At 31.3% G+C, this 18,793-nt stretch carries 23 protein-coding genes; 22 read left to right on the forward strand and 1 reads right to left on the reverse strand.

Annotation, left to right across the window (positions count from 1 at the left end; translation table 11 throughout):
* Positions 1 to 27: 27 nt before the first annotated feature.
* The 9 genes from PLD14_01695 to PLD14_01735 all read left to right on the forward strand — a co-directional run bounded on the left by PLD14_01695 (position 28) and on the right by PLD14_01735 (position 6,554).
* Positions 28 to 579 carry a hypothetical protein gene (locus tag PLD14_01695; GenBank protein ID HPR79912.1) on the forward strand — a complete coding sequence of 184 codons (552 nt, stop codon included), beginning with the start codon at positions 28 to 30 and terminating at the stop codon, positions 577 to 579.
* 10 nt (positions 580 to 589) lie between these two features.
* Positions 590 to 1,582: a hypothetical protein gene (locus tag PLD14_01700; GenBank protein HPR79913.1), complete on the forward strand. Its 993-nt coding sequence runs from the start codon at positions 590 to 592 to the stop codon at positions 1,580 to 1,582.
* Positions 1,583 to 1,630: 48 nt separating this feature from the next.
* The gene (locus PLD14_01705) at positions 1,631 to 1,876 is read left to right on the forward strand and encodes a DUF5678 domain-containing protein (GenBank protein HPR79914.1); all 246 of its coding nucleotides are present in this window, start codon (positions 1,631 to 1,633) and stop codon (positions 1,874 to 1,876) included.
* Positions 1,873 to 2,421: a retropepsin-like aspartic protease gene (locus PLD14_01710; protein HPR79915.1), complete on the forward strand. Its 549-nt coding sequence runs from the start codon at positions 1,873 to 1,875 to the stop codon at positions 2,419 to 2,421. Before PLD14_01705 ends, PLD14_01710 begins: the two co-directional genes overlap by 4 nt.
* A 158-nt stretch (positions 2,422 to 2,579) precedes the next feature.
* Positions 2,580 to 2,828 (forward strand): hypothetical protein, encoded by a 249-nt coding sequence (locus tag PLD14_01715; GenBank protein ID HPR79916.1) that lies wholly within the window; start codon positions 2,580 to 2,582, stop codon positions 2,826 to 2,828.
* A 2-nt stretch (positions 2,829 to 2,830) separates the two neighbouring features.
* Positions 2,831 to 3,313, forward strand: a complete 483-nt coding sequence (locus PLD14_01720) for a hypothetical protein (protein HPR79917.1) — start codon at positions 2,831 to 2,833, stop codon at positions 3,311 to 3,313.
* Positions 3,314 to 3,464: 151 nt separating this feature from the next.
* A complete protein-coding gene (locus PLD14_01725) occupies positions 3,465 to 3,842 on the forward strand; it encodes a hypothetical protein (protein HPR79918.1) in 378 nt (125 codons plus the stop codon).
* An 85-nt stretch (positions 3,843 to 3,927) separates the two neighbouring features.
* Complete coding sequence (locus PLD14_01730; GenBank protein ID HPR79919.1) at positions 3,928 to 4,899, forward strand: permease; 972 nt, start codon at positions 3,928 to 3,930, stop codon at positions 4,897 to 4,899.
* A 188-nt stretch (positions 4,900 to 5,087) separates the two neighbouring features.
* Positions 5,088 to 6,554: an ATP-binding cassette domain-containing protein gene (locus PLD14_01735; protein HPR79920.1), complete on the forward strand. Its 1,467-nt coding sequence runs from the start codon at positions 5,088 to 5,090 to the stop codon at positions 6,552 to 6,554.
* A gap of 2 nt (positions 6,555 to 6,556) precedes the next feature.
* Here the strand turns inward: PLD14_01735 and pyk are convergent, their stop codons facing one another.
* Positions 6,557 to 7,573 (reverse strand): pyruvate kinase, encoded by a 1,017-nt coding sequence (gene pyk, locus PLD14_01740; GenBank protein ID HPR79921.1) that lies wholly within the window; start codon positions 7,571 to 7,573, stop codon positions 6,557 to 6,559.
* 154 nt (positions 7,574 to 7,727) lie between these two features.
* Between pyk and PLD14_01745 the strand changes: the two genes are divergently transcribed.
* The 13 genes from PLD14_01745 (at position 7,728) to PLD14_01805 (ending at position 18,768) form a co-directional block, all read left to right on the forward strand.
* A complete protein-coding gene (locus PLD14_01745; protein ID HPR79922.1) occupies positions 7,728 to 8,384 on the forward strand; it encodes a hypothetical protein in 657 nt (218 codons plus the stop codon).
* 229 nt (positions 8,385 to 8,613) lie between these two features.
* Entirely contained in the window at positions 8,614 to 9,183 is a 570-nt protein-coding gene (yihA, locus tag PLD14_01750; protein HPR79923.1) for a ribosome biogenesis GTP-binding protein YihA/YsxC, read from the forward strand.
* A 17-nt stretch (positions 9,184 to 9,200) separates the two neighbouring features.
* A complete protein-coding gene (locus PLD14_01755; GenBank protein HPR79924.1) occupies positions 9,201 to 9,887 on the forward strand; it encodes a CDGSH iron-sulfur domain-containing protein in 687 nt (228 codons plus the stop codon).
* A gap of 89 nt (positions 9,888 to 9,976) precedes the next feature.
* On the forward strand, positions 9,977 to 10,534 hold the full coding sequence (locus tag PLD14_01760) for a ferritin family protein (protein HPR79925.1): 558 nt from the start codon (positions 9,977 to 9,979) through the stop codon (positions 10,532 to 10,534).
* Positions 10,534 to 11,463, forward strand: coding sequence for a matrixin family metalloprotease (locus PLD14_01765; protein ID HPR79926.1), 930 nt, complete (start codon positions 10,534 to 10,536; stop codon positions 11,461 to 11,463). Before PLD14_01760 ends, PLD14_01765 begins: the two co-directional genes overlap by 1 nt.
* Before the next feature lie 105 nt (positions 11,464 to 11,568).
* Entirely contained in the window at positions 11,569 to 12,768 is a 1,200-nt protein-coding gene (locus tag PLD14_01770; GenBank protein HPR79927.1) for a DEAD/DEAH box helicase, read from the forward strand.
* A gap of 77 nt (positions 12,769 to 12,845) precedes the next feature.
* Complete coding sequence (locus PLD14_01775; GenBank protein HPR79928.1) at positions 12,846 to 13,235, forward strand: hypothetical protein; 390 nt, start codon at positions 12,846 to 12,848, stop codon at positions 13,233 to 13,235.
* 178 nt (positions 13,236 to 13,413) lie between these two features.
* Complete coding sequence (locus tag PLD14_01780; GenBank protein ID HPR79929.1) at positions 13,414 to 13,797, forward strand: hypothetical protein; 384 nt, start codon at positions 13,414 to 13,416, stop codon at positions 13,795 to 13,797.
* A gap of 131 nt (positions 13,798 to 13,928) precedes the next feature.
* Positions 13,929 to 15,098 carry a hypothetical protein gene (locus PLD14_01785; GenBank protein ID HPR79930.1) on the forward strand — a complete coding sequence of 390 codons (1,170 nt, stop codon included), beginning with the start codon at positions 13,929 to 13,931 and terminating at the stop codon, positions 15,096 to 15,098.
* Between the two features lie 130 nt (positions 15,099 to 15,228).
* On the forward strand, positions 15,229 to 15,843 hold the full coding sequence (locus PLD14_01790; GenBank protein ID HPR79931.1) for a LysE family transporter: 615 nt from the start codon (positions 15,229 to 15,231) through the stop codon (positions 15,841 to 15,843).
* Between the two features lie 124 nt (positions 15,844 to 15,967).
* On the forward strand, positions 15,968 to 17,269 hold the full coding sequence (locus PLD14_01795; GenBank protein HPR79932.1) for an HAD hydrolase-like protein: 1,302 nt from the start codon (positions 15,968 to 15,970) through the stop codon (positions 17,267 to 17,269).
* A 106-nt stretch (positions 17,270 to 17,375) separates the two neighbouring features.
* Positions 17,376 to 17,936 (forward strand): RNA polymerase sigma factor, encoded by a 561-nt coding sequence (locus PLD14_01800; GenBank protein ID HPR79933.1) that lies wholly within the window; start codon positions 17,376 to 17,378, stop codon positions 17,934 to 17,936.
* Complete coding sequence (locus PLD14_01805) at positions 17,926 to 18,768, forward strand: hypothetical protein (protein ID HPR79934.1); 843 nt, start codon at positions 17,926 to 17,928, stop codon at positions 18,766 to 18,768. The genes PLD14_01800 and PLD14_01805 overlap by 11 nt, the downstream gene beginning before the upstream one ends.
* The last annotated feature ends 25 nt before the right edge of the window (positions 18,769 to 18,793 follow it).

Here is an 18,793-nt window from a genome sequence, read left to right on the forward strand (position 1 = left end):
AAATAATATCAAGTACCATAGTAAGCAATGATACATATAGAAAAAGAACAAATATTAGAAATTATACCCAGACTAAAGAGTCCTCTTGAGCAGTATTTATGGATTCAAAACGAGATTACCAAGAGAAATGTTTCTATTGATAGAGAGTTTCAAAGGAGGTTTAATGGTTTTTATAGGGTGCGTAGAAACTCAGATTGGCAAAAAGATTTTTATCAATTAATGGAATCTAGTAAAAATAAAAATGTTAGCTTTGGGGAGGTGCTTGATGAGATGTATAAAAGAACGGGAAAGATGGAAGCTTCTTTTGTTAGTAAACTTATAGCAACCATAAATCCAGAAATGCCTATTATTGATAAAATTGTTTTTGATAATCTTGGATTGACCTTACCATCTACTGGTATTAAAAATAGAGATTTAATAATTAAAGGGCAATATCAGACCCTAATTAATGAGTTATGTTTTTTTCTCCAAACAGAAAATGGAAAATATTTAATAGAACAATTTATTAAGAGATATCCAGAAACAGAAATAAGTAAAATCAAAATGTTAGATTTTGTTATTTGGCAAATAAGAAATTAGAAATAATAATATGACAAAAGATAGAAACATTGAAATACTTGAATTGTCAGAAGAGATACTTAAGAATATTGAATTGGATGAAATACCATTAAGAAATATTCTTTTGAAGTGTGCGAGGTTGGCAAGATTAACTGGTGATGTAAACACAATCAATCTATTCAACTACGAATTAAATGGTTATCCAAAAGATGATAAAGGTTTTGTTTTATGTGATGCTTTTGAGCTTTCTCGGCAGTCCAATAGGAGATTTAAGCAAAAAGATAAAGATGGTGTAGAGCAGGATTTTATTTTTTCAGAAACAGTAGCAGAGCTTGAGGCTGAAATAAGCACTGCTCAATCGCAGATGTCTGTGGCGTACGACAGAAATGTATCTATTGCATCTTCAAATCCTTCGCAATATGTTATTAATCCTCCTAACAATTCTTTTGAAAGGGCTGGTCTTAAGCAAACCATAACTGAAAAATCAAGAAAACTACAGCTACTTAAAAATGGCTATTATTCGTGTGTTTTAACTATCTATTACGAAAGAAGATTTGAAAATATAGTAGAAGATATATTTAAGAAGAAGAAACTTTTAGCTGACGAAAGATTAGCAGAAGAAGTTCCTGATGCAATACAAAAGTTTGTTGCTGTATATGAAAATATTAAATCAAAAAACTCTGAAGATTGGGCTAATGCAGTTCATTCTTGTAGAAGAATAATTAAAGATGTGGCTGATAAATTATATCCAGCATCAGAGGAAGAAATCGATATTGGTAATGGTAAAAAATTGAAGCTAAATGATGAAAACTATATTGCACGATTAAAGCAATATATAAAAAATAAAAATAGTAGTGAAAAGTTTAATAAAGTTGTTGGAAGTCATTTAGATTTTATTGGAGATAGAGTAGATGCTCTTTATGAGTCATCAACTAAAGGTTCTCACAGTGTGGTTGAGCAAGAAGAGGCTGAAAGGTATGTAATTTATATCTATCTTTTATTGGCAGACATTCTTAGTTTGTAATACTTTTTGTTCTATTGCCTAAATAGTAATTTAATATATAATGACTCTATGGACTCAAAAATACTAAAAGAAGAGTTTGAATACTATATAAAAAACCAAAATAATTTTGTTGAAAAATACGAAGGCAAGTTTATTGTACTTAAAAATAAGACCGTAATTGGAAGTTACGACTCGCAACTTGAAGCATACGAGAAAACTAAAGAAGAACACGAATTAGGAACATTTCTTATCCAATTTGTCGAAAAAGGAAAGGAAAACTATACTCAAACTTTTTATTCTCGTGTTTCTATATGAACCAATCTAACGCACTTACTGTACGTAGTAGTCAGGGAAGACTTAGAGGCATTATGTCTGAAATAGGTGTTCGTCTAACATCTACGTCGGGAAATATTCAAGACATTAAAGACAAGTTCAATGGAGTCTGGGATACTGGAGCGACTGGTTCTGTCATAACGGAAAAGATTGTTAATGCTTTGGGATTAAAGCCGATTGGTCAAAAACAAGTCGGTACTGCTAACGGAAATATGACAACAAATACTTATTTTGTAGATTTTTTGTTGCCAGGCAATGTTTTAATAAGTGGACTTGAGGTAACAGAGGGAAAACTTCAGGGGGTTGATATTCTTGTCGGTATGGATGTAATTACGTTGGGTGATTTTTCTATAACTAATAAAAATGGGAATACGGTTATGTCTTTTCGTATCCCATCAATGGTAGAACACGATTATATTCCAGAAACAGAACGTTACAATAGGTTACAATTCTTGAAAGAGCAAAGAAAGCCTAAAAACAATGCAACTAAAAAGAAGAGGTTAAAAAGAAAGAAGAGAAGACATTAATTCTAAATCCATCTTAATCTCGTTCCAATTAATAGTTCTGAACTTGTTTACGATGGGGAGCCATATGAAACTTTATCGAGAGACCGAAAATGGTCAAATAATCAATAATCAAATAACCAATTAATGGCACCTTTTAAGGTGTTTTAATTTATAAAAATATGATAAATCCAGAAACAGAAAAAGAATTTACAGAAAAAGAACTTTTAGAAATTATCATGGAAGACTTAGGAAAATTATCAGCAATAATTTATCCACAAGAAGATTGGGATGGTTTAGATATTTATAATAGAATAAAAGGCGTTGAGTCTCGAGTATTTGAGACGATTGATATCTTACTTTCTATTAAAAAATTAATGATAATTGTAGCCCTTTTTTTGTTTATTGTTATTTTATTATTAATTTTTTAAATATGTCAAAGCAAGAAATTATCAAAAGAATTACTTTAAGCATTAAAGAAATGGCTCTTGGAGATGTAAAAAGAGCTATGATTGGCAAATCAAAGATGGGGTCAATTATTTTGGGAAGTTGTTTGATGGATTGTTTAGCTACATTTTATTATGGTAATTGTTCGACTGGAAAAAATTACAGATCTTTTGTTGATAAGTTTTTACCACAATATGATTCTCGGAATTTTTATGAAGATTTAAGATGTAAATTAGTTCATGATTATTCCGAAGGAGGATCTTATGTTTTTAAAGATAATAAACCAATCGAACATCTTAAGAAATATAAAAAATCTAATAAGATTATAATAAATTTAGAAAACTTTGTTGAAGAGTTAGAAAAGATAGTTGACGATTATTTAAAATTAATTACTAATGATGATGTTGCCTATAAAAATGCTCTTAAGAGGATTAAGTCACTTGGTTTATTGGGAATAATAAAAGATTAATCTTCCGACCGTCCGCCAGTGTACCAAAATAAAAATATAAACTAATTAATCCTTACAGTTATTGGCTAGAAATAGTTCAAGACCGTACACGGGAGCTCTTGTGAAACCGACTTTTGTCGGTTTTTTGTTTGTGATATAATAATATCAAAATATGGAAACTAAAAATAAAATTGCTAAATTAAGTGGGTGGATATCTTTGTTGTCATTTTTAACCCTTATTATCTGCAGCGTTAATTCATACAATTTTTATGCTTTTCTTAGTGTTTATCCAATAATACCTCTAAGTATTATTTTTTCTTTATTTTTTGGAGCTATTTGGTTAATTGTAAGTGAAACAAAAAATAAAGGCATTATAAAATGGTCATTAATAAGAATAGTCATTTACTCAATTATTATAACGATAATTTCATTATTTGAACGTGGTGCTGGTGCCAGAGAAGCAGATGTAATGTTATTGTGTGTATTAATTCTTGCCGATTTATTAATAACAATTATCGTGTTCGTTATTAAAAAATTAACTAATAAATAGTAAAAATGTTCCAAGTTCGTTCCACTTACCGAGCCCTGATAGAAACCGACTTTTGTCGGTTTTTTGTTTGTGATATAATAGCCCAATGGATATATTTTACCCTGTAAAAATATTTACTGATTTATTGACGTCTAAGCTTGATTCCTCAACTCAACTCTATTCGGCAACTAATTTTTTTATTTACGATTCAATTAAAATACTAATACTATTAGCTGTAATAATTTTTATAGTTTCTTTTATTAGGACCTACTTTACTCCAGAAAAAGTAAGACTATATTTGGCTAAGAAGAATAAATATTTAGGCAATATTTTAGCTTCTTTATTGGGGATTATTACTCCTTTCTGTTCTTGTTCAGCAGTGCCGTTGTTTTTAGGATTTAGCGAGGCCGGAGTGCCACTGGGCGCAACCTTTTCTTTTTTAGTAGCTTCTCCGATGATCAATGAAGTTGCCCTGATTATGTTATGGGGAATGTTCGGATTTAAAATAGCGGCTATATATATTATCAGTGGATTATTAATAGCTATTTTTTCAGGAATAGTCATTGAAAGATTAAAAGTAGAAAGCTTAATCGTAAATTCTAAAGAACAAAATCGGTGCGGTTGCGAAAAAACAGAAATAAAAGAAAAGAGCTTTAAGGAAAGGTTGAATTATGCAAATAATTATACCTTGGCTTTAATTAAAAATATTTGGATGTATGTTTTATTGGGTATTGGAATCGGAGCGTGGATTCATGGATATGTTCCAACCGATTTTTTGGCAAAGTATGCGGGAAGCGATAATTGGTTTGCTGTTCCATTGGCAACCCTTATTGGTATTCCTCTCTATTCTAATGCTGCGGGAATAATTCCTTTGATTGGAGCCTTAACAGAAAAAGGGGTAGCAATGGGAACGGCTTTGTCTTTTATGATGGCTGTTACGGCGCTATCTTTACCAGAATTCATAATTCTTAAAAAAATAATGAAAACTAAACTTGTTATTATCTATGCTATAATTGTTGGCTTGGGTATCGTTTTTACCGGTTATTTGTTTAATTTGATATTTTTATCTCAAATTTAGAACTAAAGAAGTCCAAGTTCGCCTCGCTTACTGATTCGGTTTAGAGTAGTTATAACTTATCCTCTTTATTGAAATTTTGATTAATTCGATTGGTTTTGCTTTGATGGTACGTTAACAATGGCACTTCTTGAGTTATATTAAAGTCCAGGCTCTTTCTATTTTTCTTAAAATGAAGTATTCTCAATAATATGCCCAAAGTAGACGAAACAATTCTTAGTTTTAAGAAAGTATCATTTGAATATTTAGATAATAGGCCTCTTCTAGAAGAAGTTGATTTTTCTATTCGAAGGGGCACAAAAACAACCATTATGGGACAGAATGGAGCTGGCAAGAGTACTATATTTGGATTGATTACTAAAGATATTTCACCAGAAGACGGAATGATAAATATTGCAAATGGTCTTTCTATTGCTGTTTCTCGACAAGTTATTCCACGAGATGAGCTTGATTTGACAGTTAGACAATTTTTTGAAAAATCTTTATCAAAGTGTTTTTCAAAAAAAGTTTACGACATTGATCCTAAAATAGATGAAGCTTTGGAGGCAGTTAATTTTGAAGCTTCTCATGACAAAATTATTAAATCTTTTTCTGGTGGACAACAAGCTAGACTTCTTCTTGCTTCAGCTCTTATTCAAAATCCAGATTTACTTTTATTAGACGAACCAACGAATAATTTAGATAAAGCGGGGATAGAGCATCTTACGCAATTTTTAATTGGATACGAGAAAACTTGCATAGTGATTTCACACGATGCAGAATTTTTAAATAGTTTTACTGATGGAGTTTTGTATTTAGATGTTTTTACCAGAAAAATAGAACAGTATACTGGAAACTATTTTGATGTAAGAGAGCAAATTATTCTTCGTCAGGAAAAGGAAAACAGAAAGAATGCTCAATTAAAAAAAGAAATTCAAGAAAATAAAGATAAGGCTAATTTTTTTGCTAACAAAGGAGGTAATCTTCGTTTTGTTGCCAAGAAAATGAGAGAAAAAGCAGGAGCAGCAGAAGAACAAATAGTTGAGATAAGGAGAGAAGATAAAACGATTCGCTCTTTTACTATTCCTTCGCAAAAAGATATTAAAGGAGAGATTGTTCATATTTCTGCTTTTAAAATTGTAAAGAATCATAAGTCAGTACAAAAGAAGGCAAATGTGGAACTCAGAAGAAATGAGCATCTTTTGCTCAAGGGGCCGAATGGCATTGGCAAAAGCACCCTTCTTGAAGCTATTGCAAAAAATGAAGCCGAGGGGACAAAGATTGCTTCCGATGTAAATATTGGATACTATCGTCAAGATTTTTCAACTTTGAATTTCGAAGATACGGTTTATAAGTCACTTTCAAGGGTTTCGGAGAAGTATTCTGAAGAAGCAATGAGAAAGGTGGCCGCAGGTTTTCTTATTACTGGGGACATAATGAGTACTAAAATTGGAGACTTATCAGAAGGTCAAAAAGGCTTAGTTGCTTTTACTAGGCTTGTTTTGCAGGAACCTGGTCTTCTTATCTTAGACGAGCCAACCAATCATATAAACTTTCGCCATATTCCTATTATTGCTGAAGCATTAAATAAATATGATGGAGCAATGATTATTGTAAGTCACGTACCAGATTTTATAAGCAAAATTCGTATTGATAAAATATTGGATTTAGAAGATTAGGCTTATTCTAAATAATTAGTGCTATTAAAATAGTCATCAGCTCTTTTAGCTATTTTTTTCATAATTCTAACCGCCTCTAGAGGATAATTTCCTGAAGCAGTTTCATCGGAAAGCATAACAGAATCAGCGCCATCAAAGATGGCATTGGCAATATCAGAAACTTCTGCACGAGTAGGATTGGGAAGAGTCATCATTGAGGTTAACATTTCTGTCGCTACAATTGCTGGTTTTTGGTACCAGTGAGCTTGTCTTATTAATTCTTTTTGTATTATTGGTAATTCTTCAATTGGTACTTCGATTCCTAAATCACCTCTAGCAACCATAATACCATCTGAGTTTTTGATAATGCCATCCAAATTTCTTAAGGCGGTTGCTCTTTCTATTTTGGCAATAATTAATGATCTTTTTTCTGTAATCTCTCTTAATTTTTTTAAATCATTTTCTGTTTGTACAAAAGAAAGGCAAATATAGTCAGCACCATTAGCTATTCCGAACTTAGCGTCTTCAATATCTTTATCGGTTAAGACGTTACTAGAAAGATGCGTTTCAGGAATATTTATTCCTTTTCTTTGAAGTAAAATTCCCCCACGAACAACCTTTGCAAATATTTTTTTGTTTTTAATTGCAGTTATTTCTAATTTAATTAATCCATTAGCTAGATAAAAAGGTTCTCCAATCTTAACATCATTGAAAAGGTCGAGATGGTCAATTGGTATCTCTTTATGTTTGATATTGGTTTTGCCATAAAAGAAAGTATAAGTTTCATCCTTGTTCATTTCTATTTGTTCAGAAAAATTACCAACACGAATACGTGGACCCTGAAGATCCATCATCATTTTTACCTCAATTCCTGTTTCTTTTTTAATATTAATCAGAGAGGTTCTTACTTTTTCCCATTGATTGTGTGTTGCATGAGAAAAATTTAGCCTAGCAATGTTCATGCCAGCCTTAGCCATATTTTTAAGTGTTTCATAGTCTTCTGACTTCGGTCCGATGGTCACAATAATCTTTGGATTCATATTTTACATAATTTAATTACAGAAATAATTATACTATTTAAATTATAATTTCAATAATAAACAATCCACAGCTCTGAGGCATAAAATAATCTCTGTTTGCTTTATATCTATATATAGCCTATAATATCCTCACAGATTAATATATATAAAACATATGGCAAATTTTAACAAGATATTTGATCATGATAGAAGAGATAATGGCCCTAGAGAAAGAGATTTCAAAAGGAGAGATTCTGGCGAAAGAAGGGGATTTGGCAATAGAGATAGAGGAGACAGAGAAAGACCTGAAATGTTTGAAGCTACTTGTAGTGACTGTGGTAAGAGATGCGAAGTTCCTTTTAAACCAACTGGAGATAAGCCAGTTTATTGCAGTCAATGCTTTACAAGTCATGGAGGAAGTTCAAGATCTGATAGTCGTTCTGGAAGAGGAGGACGTGATAAATCTAGACAAGACAGACCAATGTTTAGTGCAATTTGTGATACCTGTGGAAAAAGATTTGAGTTGCCTTTTAGGCCAACCGGAGAAAAACCAGTTTACTGTAATGAGTGTTTTAATAAGGAAGGAAGTTCTGTTAGTAAAAGTGTTAATGTTGCTGTCAATCAATACAAAGAACAGTTTGAAATGTTGAATACTAAACTTGATAGAATTATAAAATTATTAATTCCAGTTGTTCCAACAAAAGAAGAAAGAAAAGATGTAATTATTGAAAAGAAAGAGGTGGTGTCAGAAAAGAAGAAAGAGAGACCACAGAAATCTAAAAAGATTATAGCTAGTAAGCTTATCGCCAAAAAGAAGAAAACAAAGAAATAAAATATCAAAAACCGATTCTAAAGTCGGTTTTTGATTGTCTAAAAATAAATACAATGATATACTTTATATATAATAATTAATATAAAGTTATGGCAAAAGGAAACAACTCTAGGAAAAAAGAGGTAAAAAAGCCAAAGAAAAACAAGAAGAAATAGTTTAGTTATTTGCAATTAAGTAATATAAATAGATACTTAATTTAAAGTATCTATTTTTGCTCCCAACATTATATATGAACATAGAATCAGCTAAATTTATAAAAGGTGTCCTTGGCAGTGATAGTTCTCTTGAGAGCAACACTCCTCAAGTCGCTTTTATTGGTCGTTCAAACTCAGGCAAATCTAGTGTTATTAATTCTTTAGTTAATCAAAATAATTTAGCAACAACTAGTTCTTTTCCTGGGCGTACGCAAAAGATTAATTTATTTTTAATTAACGATTCTTTGTATTTTGTTGATTTGCCAGGATATGGCTATGCTAAAGTTCCAGACAAACTAAAAAATGTTCTTAAAGACATGGTTAATTGGTATTTTTTTGTTTCTAACTATGAACAAAAAAAGATTGTCTTAATAATTGATGCTAACGTTGGTCCGACTAAAGATGACTTAGAAATGCTTTATGCTCTAGAAGATTATAGAAAAGATATTATTGTTGTGGCGAATAAGATAGATAAGATAAAAAAGACAAGATATGAAGAACAGTTCAAAACCATAAAAGAACTTATTGGAAATCATAAGATTATTCCTTATTCAGCTAAGAAGAAAATAGGAGTTAAAGAATTATTAAATGAAATTTTTAATTAAATATAATTTAAATAAATATGGAAAATAATAATAAAATAAAAATAGAAAAGAATGGTCCATACTGCGTTCCTAGTAATATACCGTTAGAGAAAGAATTTGTTGTTCCCGACGAGAACAATGATCCTTTAAATTGGAAGAAAGAAGAAAAGTATTTGACAAAGGGAGAATATTATCTTTGTCGTTGTGGAAAATCAAGAAATAAACCTTTTTGTGACCATACCCATCAAAAAGTAAAATTTGATGGAACAGAAACGGCAAGCAAAGAAAGTTATGAAAAGCAGGCTGAGAAAAATTTTGGTCCAGGAATGGACTTAATAGATGCGCCTAGTTTGTGTTCCCGAGCTAGATTTTGTCATCGACAAGGAGGAACCTGGGACTTAACAATGAAATCTAATGATCCTGAAGCAAAGAAGACTGCTATTGAAGAGGCTTGTAATTGTCCTTCTGGAAGATTGACCGCAATTGATAAAAAAACAGGCAAACCAATTGAGCCAGAATTTATTCCCTCAATTAGTGTTACTGAAGATATTCCAGCGAAAGTAAGTGGACCTTTGTGGATCAAGGGAGAGATTAAAATAGAATCTTCTGATGGTTCAATGTATGAAACTAGAAATAGACAAACAATTTGTCGTTGTGGAAAGTCTTGCAACAAACCTTTTTGTGATGGAAGTCATATAGATATTAAGTTTGATGATAAACAATAGCGCGATTTACATAATAGGGGGTATATATTACCCTTTTTGTTTGTAGTGTTATTTGATATAATTATAATATATTAATAATACATAATAATATGAAAAAAACATTTGAAAATTTGTTAAAAGCTATTGCAGGAGAATCAATGGCTAGAAATAAATATACATATTTTGCAGAGATTGCCATGAAAGAAAATTTGGTTTGGGTAGCTAAGGTTTTTGAAGAAACAGCTGACAATGAAAGAGCTCACGCTAAAGAGGAACTAGAAAAGATTAATGAAACAGTGGAAATGAATAATACTTACGATATTCATCCTTTATCAACTACATTAGAGAATCTAAAGAATGCTGCTAACGGAGAAAAGTACGAATTTGGAACAATGTACCCTGAATTTGCTAAAATAGCTCATGAAGAAAATGAAGAAGAAATAGCTACTTTGTTTGAAAAAATACAGGAAGTAGAAGGGAAGCATGCTGAAAGATATGATATATTGGCTAATTTGCTAGAAACAGGAAAGATGTTTAAAAGAGACGAAGAGGTTGAATGGAAATGTTTAAATTGTGGATATATTCATAAAGGAAATAGTGCTCCCGAGAAATGTCCTCTTTGTCAAAAACCTCAAGGATGGTATATGCCATTGAAAATTGTAAGATAATGAAAAGTGAAAAAATAATTCCAATATTTTTTGTTTTATTGATATTATCATATATTTTTTTGTTTCAGAGCGACATAATTAAGGCATATAAAAATATATTAGATAAAATTAATCCTTGTCCTACGCCGATTACATATTCAATTGGTCAATTTGATACAGAATTTAATATTACCGAAAAAGAATTTGAGTCGGCAATTAAGGAGGCTGAAGACATCTGGGAAAAGGCTTCTGGCAGAAATCTTTTTGAGTATTCTTCAGACGGAGAGATGAAAATTAATCTTATCTATGATTCTAGGCAAGAGTCGACTTCAAAAATTAGTAATTTAGACAGCAGTTTAAGTAAAGATAATAATTATTATTTATCACTTAAATCACAATACGAATCATTAATATCTCAATACAACAAAGATAATCAAGAATTAAATAGTTTGATTTCTTCATACAATCAAAAATCTTCAATTTATGAGAGTAGAGTTGGTTTATGGAATAAAAAAAATGGAAGTCAAAATGAATACAATCAGTTGAATCAAGAAAGGCAGGAACTAGAGAGCTCAGCGATAATTATTAAAAATAAGCAAAGTGAAATTAATGTTGAGGTTTCAAAAATAAATCAGTTAGCTAGCCAATTGAATATATTAGCTAGTAATTTAAATTTAAACATTGAAAAATATAACAATATTGTTCAATCTTCTGATCAGGAATTTGAACAGGGCAACTATATTTCTGGTCTTGATTCCAAAGTGATAAATATTTATCAATTCGAAAATAGAGAAAAGCTAGTAAGGGTTTTAGCTCATGAATTGGGTCATGCTTTAGGAATAAATCACATAGATAACCCAGAAGACATTATGTATGCTTATAATATTGGAAAAAGTGACACCATAACAGATGTTGATTTGATTGAGTTAAGTAAGGTTTGTCCGGAGTAAATCATTGACAAAATAGTTAAAATATAATATAGTTATATTATTAATAGATATTGAGATACGTAAAGCGGGTTCTCTGTACTAAGGAGAATTCGTTTTTTTAATAATATGCAAAAAAGAAGATTTAATAGTAATAATAGAAAATTTGGAGATCGTTCCAGATTTAGAAAAGAAGGTTTTTCTCAGAAAAAGAGAGGATTTTCGGCTACAAGGATAGATATTTCTAAATTTATTCAGAAAGTAATGCCAGCCGAAGAAGATATCGCTTATAAACCAGAAAACAAGTTTATTGATTTTGAAATAGACAATAGATTAAAAAGTAGCATTGTCCGTAAGGGATATAGTGATCCGACTCCAATTCAAGACAAAATTATTCCTTTGATCTTAAAAGGAAGAGATGTGGTTGGTATTGCTAATACTGGAACAGGAAAGACAGCTGCTTTTTTAATTCCAGCGATTAATAAAACGTTATTAAATAGAAGGAATAAAACAATTATTATTGTTCCGACAAGAGAACTAGCTTTTCAAATAGAGAAGGAATTTAGAGAATTTACGATTGGAATGCATTTATTCTCGATGCTTTGTATCGGAGGAACAAGTGTAAGGGATCAATTAAGAAAGGCAAAAATGAACAATGACTTTATTATTGGAACCCCAGGAAGAATTAAAGATTTAGTCCAAAGAAAAGCATTAAATATGGCTACCTTCCAAACAATAGTTTTAGATGAAGCAGATAGAATGCTTGATATGGGTTTTGTTGAAGATATGAGATTTTTAATGGCTCAGATGCCAGAACAGAAACAGTCCTTACTTTTTTCAGCAACTATTCCTGATGAAATAGAAAAACTATCTAGACAATTTTTAAGAAATCCAGAAAAAGTTTCAGTTAAAACAAAAGAATCTTCAACCAATGTTAATCAAGATATTGTTAAGGTTGGAGATCCAGCTAAGAAGCTAGATGTTCTTTGTGATCTTTTAGGTAAAAAAGAATTTACTAGAGTGCTTGTTTTTGGAAAGACGAAACATGGAGTAGAAAAACTTTCTAAGTCTTTAGTTCAAAGAGGATTTAAGGCTGAATCAATACATGGAGATAAAAATCAATCAAAAAGAAAAAGAGCTGTCGATTTCTTTAAAACAGGGATAGTGAAGATTTTAGTTGCAACCGATGTCGCAGCTAGAGGACTAGATATTGATAATGTTAGTCACGTTATTAATTATGATATTCCTGCAACTTACGATGATTACGTTCACAGAATAGGAAGAACTGGGAGAGGAAAGAGAAAGGGAGAAGCACTAACATTTATCTAAACGAAATAAAAAAGGCTAGAAGTTGTATTTATATTTAGAGGACCTCTAAAAATAATAATAAATATAAATAACAATATATGAATAAACGACAACTTTTATTGTTGTCAGCAGTTTCAGCCTTAATTGTTTCTGGGTTTGGAGTGATAAATGCATTTGCATCTGATTCAACTAGTATTTCAAACAAGATTCAGGAACTTCAAAACAGATTTGGAATAACGTTGACTGATGAGCAAAAAAATCAAATCCAAACAAAGCAAACTGAAATGGAAACCCAAAGAGCTACAGAGCTAGCTAAATGGGAAGCCATGGATCTTGCAACTTGGAAACAACAGCAAATAGACAAAATTAACGCAACAACCCAAGAAGAGTTTGATAAGATAAAAACAAGGCAAGTCGACATGCTTAAAAACGGAAAAGGTTTTGGGCCGGGACTTGGTGGTGAAAGAATGGAAAAGCCAGCTGAATAAGCTGGTTTTCCTTATATTATATTTAATAAAGCCTAAGGTTCGAATCCTATCACCCGAGCAAATTTAAAAAGCCTTTATTCATAAGGCTTTTTATTATAACCGTGATAGGGCTTTGGAACTTGTTTGACATTTAATTTTTTGTATTGTATAAAAATCATACCCAAGGAGGTTGGGAGAAATGGAATTTCAAGCTGTAAGAGATTCAGAAAATGCCATCATTGGCTTTGATCTCCGATCCAATTGCTATACCGAAGAAGATTTCTTCATAAGGAATCTTCCAGGCAATCTGGCAAAGGGACTGGCCAGCATTAAGGTTATTAATGACGAATTGGTTATTAATAACGCAAGAGAGGGAATCCAGTCTTTTAAAGTATGGTCCGACGAACTGGGTATCATTAATGAGTACCTTGAAAGCGATGATACTATGCCCGGTATCGATCTTGGTGGTTTCGGCCTCAGAGCGGCTTTTATCCGCTTTGAGAATGAACCTGTAAGGCAGAAAAGTATCGTGGGCTACAAAGGTCCAAAGGAAAACGGAGGCGTGGTTGATAACTGCGCCTAATTTTTTATTAAAAACATATTTTTCGTCAAAAAAGTTCCAAGTTCGTCCCACTTACCGAGCAAAATTAAGACCGACTTCCAGTCGGTTTTTGGTTATGATATAATGATTTTAATATTGATAAATTACTAAAAATGTTTAATCCAGAATCAGGGCCAAATGAAGAAAATTTAGATCAAAGTAAGAGTGACGATGGAATTGATATTATCGAAAGCTCTTCTGTTGCAGAAGAAGAAATTAGTACTAAACTTCAAGACAATGGTTCTTCTAAAGAAAAGGCTGATGAAATAGCTAAAAAGGTAATAGAAAAAAATAATTACAATGCTGTAATTTATCCAGAAGATTCTATCCAAAGAAAATTTAATAATAGAAATCAACTGCTTTGCTTAAAGGATATAGGCTTAACTAGTAGTCAAGAGCTAGAAATTTTAAACAAATTGAATTTAGATATTGAAAGTAGTTTTAATAAAACAATTGACGAAATAGTTAGTATCACCAATAAAGATCCTAAAGACATTAAAAACGAGATTGATGGGATAATAACAGAGAATAAAATTGAGAATTTGAGCGAAGCTAAGGAATTAATAACTTCTGGAATTGTAATTAGGGGTTTTGAAAATTCAAAAGATATCCCGCCGATGTCAGCTAATTTTATTAAAGATTTTTTGAACAATACTTTTCCTAAGGATTTTCTTAAAAATAATGGGATAAGTCGAATACTAAAGAGCCAAAATTATTATTATAATAAAAATTCTTTTATCGAAACCGCAAAAGATAGAGATTCATACTTAAAAGAAGAAATGGAATTGGAAGGAGTTGATAGCTTTGAGAAGCTTAAACATATATATAAAATCAGAGCTAAAGTTGGAGGGGATAATTATAAAGAAACTATACGTTTAGGTAATTTTGAATTTGATAATCCATCCATTCTCGACCACATTAAAAGCTTAAAAATTGAATCAGAAGACAAACAAAACATTTTATATGTTTTAGGAACTATTGCTCATGAAATTGCTCATAAATACGAAAAGCAAATTAATTTAGAAGAATATCAAAGCCTAATTAAAGAAGAAAATAAGGCTGTCAGCGAATACGTTAATAATCATATAAAATTATATGGCAGCAATAAAGAAACGATTACTACCGAAGATTTTGCTGAAACAATCCGAATTTATGTGACTAACCCAAAATATCTTAAAGAGAATTATCCTTTAAGGTTTAGTTTTGTCGATAATTTATCAATAGTGAAGGCAGGGGGAGCTTTATCTCAGGTATTTCCTGGTCAATTTTCATCTGATTACTAATTAAAAAGGTTCCAAGTTCGTTCCATCTCCCGAGCAAATTTAGGAAGCCTTTATTTATAAGGCTTTTTATAATACCGTGATATGGCTTTGGAACTTTTGTTACTTTTTTGTTTTGTGATATAATCAAAACATGGAATTAATAATACAAATTTTTAGTGTCTTAATTCTAGGCATTATTGGAGGTTCTGTTCCAGGGCCAATAATGGCAGCTGCTTTTACTGAATCAATAAGAAGAGGCTTTGCTAAAAGTTTATTGGTAATTTTAAGAGCTTTTATTGCCGAATCAATAGTGGCAATATTTATATTAACTTTGTTCTTTTCTTTTAGCATTCCTCAATCTATTTTCTATGCAATTTCATTTGCCGGAGCTATCATGTTGTTTTATCTTGCTCTGCAAGTTTGGAAGATAAATAAAATTGGCGAAGGGGAGGGAGAGATATTCTCTTTTTGGAAGATACTCATTTTAACAATATTAAATGGTTCATTTTGGATTTTCTGGATTACCATATGTGTTCCTCAAGCTTTCTTATTAAAAGAACAAATTCCTCAGGGTCATATTCTATTCTTGTTATTATTTGAATTAGGATGGATTATTGCAACAGTGTCTTGGACGTTCATTTTTTCTCGTTTTAGAAACTTTTTAACTAAAGAAAGGGTTATTCCAATTGTTTTTAAGATTTTTTCATTGATTCTTGCGTATTTTGCTATTAGCTTATTAATTGAGGGTTTTAAATTTTTTGTTTAAGATTTATTAATATTGAAAATTCTTGGCCTAAAAAGGTTCCAAGTTCGTTCCACCTCCCGAGCAAAATTAAGACCGACTCTTGTCGGTTTTTGCTTTATTTAAATATATCTTTTATAATAGAACCATGATTAATTTAAATGAGGTAGAATTATTAATATTTGATTTTGATGGAACCATCTTTCAAACTATAAAACCAGAGATTGAGGCTGTAAAAAGAGCCTTTTCCGAGCTTGGCTTGAATCTTGATAATATTGAAGAAAAGGTAAGGGGATATATAGGAAAAACATCGGAAGAGGCATATAAGTCTATTCTGCCACCGGACAAAGATTTAAAATGGGAAGAATTGACGGAAAAAGTGAGAATGTATCGCCATTCCACGATTTTAGAATACGGAGAGGTATTTCCTGATGTTGCAAAAACCTTGCAAACGCTTAAAGAAAGAGGATATAAGATAGTGCTATATTCAAACGCATCTGCCAATTATTTCAAAGAGGTCGTCTCGTTTTTAAATATCGGAAAGTTTTTTGATTATACGGAGTGTATGGAAGAGAATAATTTAACGAAGGCCGAATTAATTAAGAAAATCAGGACAAGATTTGCAGAATTAAATGCCGCTGTTGTCGGAGATAGAATTCATGATATAGAGGCGGCAAAAGAGAATAGTATTATTTCTGTTGGAGCGCTGTACGGCTACAATAAAGAAGAGGCTCAAAAGGCGGATTTGACCATAAGTAAATTTACCGATTTATTAACCATTTTTGACAGAAAAAAACCGATATTCGAAACGATATTAAAAGAGATTAATAAAAGAAAGAACGGGAACAAGTCCTTTGTGGTGGGGATAAGCGGAATCGACACATCCGGCAAAACAGAGTTCGCCGAAGCATTCTGCCAGTTTTTAATTTCTAAAGAATTCAAAGTCCAGGTAATTAATTTGGATGATTTTCACAACCCCAAAGCGATAAGGTCATCGGGAGACAATCAAGTAGATAATTATTACAATAAGGGTTTTGATATTAAGACAATCGTTGAAAAGCTATTAATGCCTATTAGTAAAAATAGTAATTTTTCTATAAAATTAACGTTATTGAATTTGCATACCGATGAATATGAAACTGAGAAAGATTTTTCTTTTGACAAAGACACGATAGTTATCTTTGAGGGAGTCTTTTTATTTAGAGAAGAATTGTCTCCTTATATTGATTATAAAATTTTTATAGATATTCCTTTTGAAGAAAGCAAGAATAGGGCAGTAGTCAGAGATGTACCAATTTTTGGAGAGGAAATTATCAAAAAGTATGATGAGAAATACCTGCCAGCTCAAAAGAAATATTTAGAAGAATACCCTCCTATAGAGGTGGCTGATATTGTAATCGATAATGTTAATTGGGAATATCCCAAGATAATACATATCTCTAAATGCTAAGAGCTTAAACGCAAAAAGGTTCCAAGTTTGTTCCACCTCCCGAGCATTAAGAAATATATCATCACTTGGAGTTGTATTAATATATGGTATTATGAATGTATAAACCATGGATCAATTAACCGACGAACAAATAGTTAGTGCAATTCTTAATGGTGAAAAGGACCTATATAGGGAAATTATCAGGCGCTACGAAAAGAAATTATCTCACTATTTGCTTAAATTTTTAAGTGATCGAGACGACATGGAGGATATTCTTCAGGTCGTCTTTATTAAGGTATACAAGAATTTATATGGTTTTGATATAAATAAGAAGTTTTCTTCATGGATATATAGGATAGCTCACAACGAAGCAATTAATTACCTGAAGAAACGAAGAAACGGAAGAATTTCTTTAGACGATGTGGAGTATAAGCTTATAGACGAGAAAGTTGATGTTGGCGGAGAAGCAGATAGAATGTTTTTAAAGAAGGACGTAGAAAAAGTTCTTAATGATATGAATATTAAGTATAAAGAGCCCATCGTATTGTTTTATTTTGAGAATATGTCATATGATGAAATTAGTGATATTTTGAGAATTCCAAAAAATACCGTTGGAACACTAATTATGAGAGGGAAGAATTCAATAAAAGACAAGTTAGAAGAAATAAATAAAAAACATGCAAGATGAAAAGTTAGAAAATTCAATAATGGGAAAGATTAAGTCTGGTCAAGTCAAGCTTAAATCAAAGTATATATTTTTAGCTGAGAAATTAGGACTAGGAACGGCCTTTACTTTAAGCGTGCTTTTGTCTATTCTTTTCTTTAATTTGATTTTTTTCTATCTTAAGGAAACAGACAACCTTAAATATTTAAGTTTCGGAAAGTTTGGGATATTTGCTTTTTTAGAATCGTTTCCTTATTTATTGGTGATAGTCTTTATTTTGTTGATTATTCTTTCGGGATATTTATTGACCAGAAGTGATGTTTCATATAAGAGGCCATTTGGTTATTTAGCTGTTGGAATGGTAGTTTTAATTATGATTTTTGGTGGATTTTTAACTTATACTAATTTAGGTCAAAGTATTGAAAAACAGGCTAGAATGGGAAATGAACCAGTAAGAACATTTTTAAAGCCATTAACCGATGTGCGTAATAATGGAATAGCCGGTATTATTTTTGAAGAAGGAGATGGTTATTTAATTATTCAAACTCCTCAAGGATTAAGAAGAGTTGAAACGAAGAACGTAGAAGATATTCCTGAAATTGAAAAAGGACAATTTATTATTACTGTTGGGAATGGAGGCGAATTTAATTTTACAGCCACGAAGATAAAGATAGTGAATAAAGAAGATATGCCAGCGATAAATAGAGGAATTGATTTTAAATTCAAAGACTTTGATAATAAAAATACTAAGTCTATTCCTCCAGATTTATTATATTTTAATGAAGTAGAAAGAGAATGCATTAGACAGTGTTTTGAATTAAACAAAGGTCCAGACTGCTTTAAGGAATGCCATTAATAATAAACCGCCTTTGGGCGGTTTT

Source organism: Candidatus Pacearchaeota archaeon (assembly GCA_035404185.1).
GTDB lineage: Bacteria > Patescibacteriota > Minisyncoccia > Minisyncoccales > Minisyncoccaceae > UBA2211.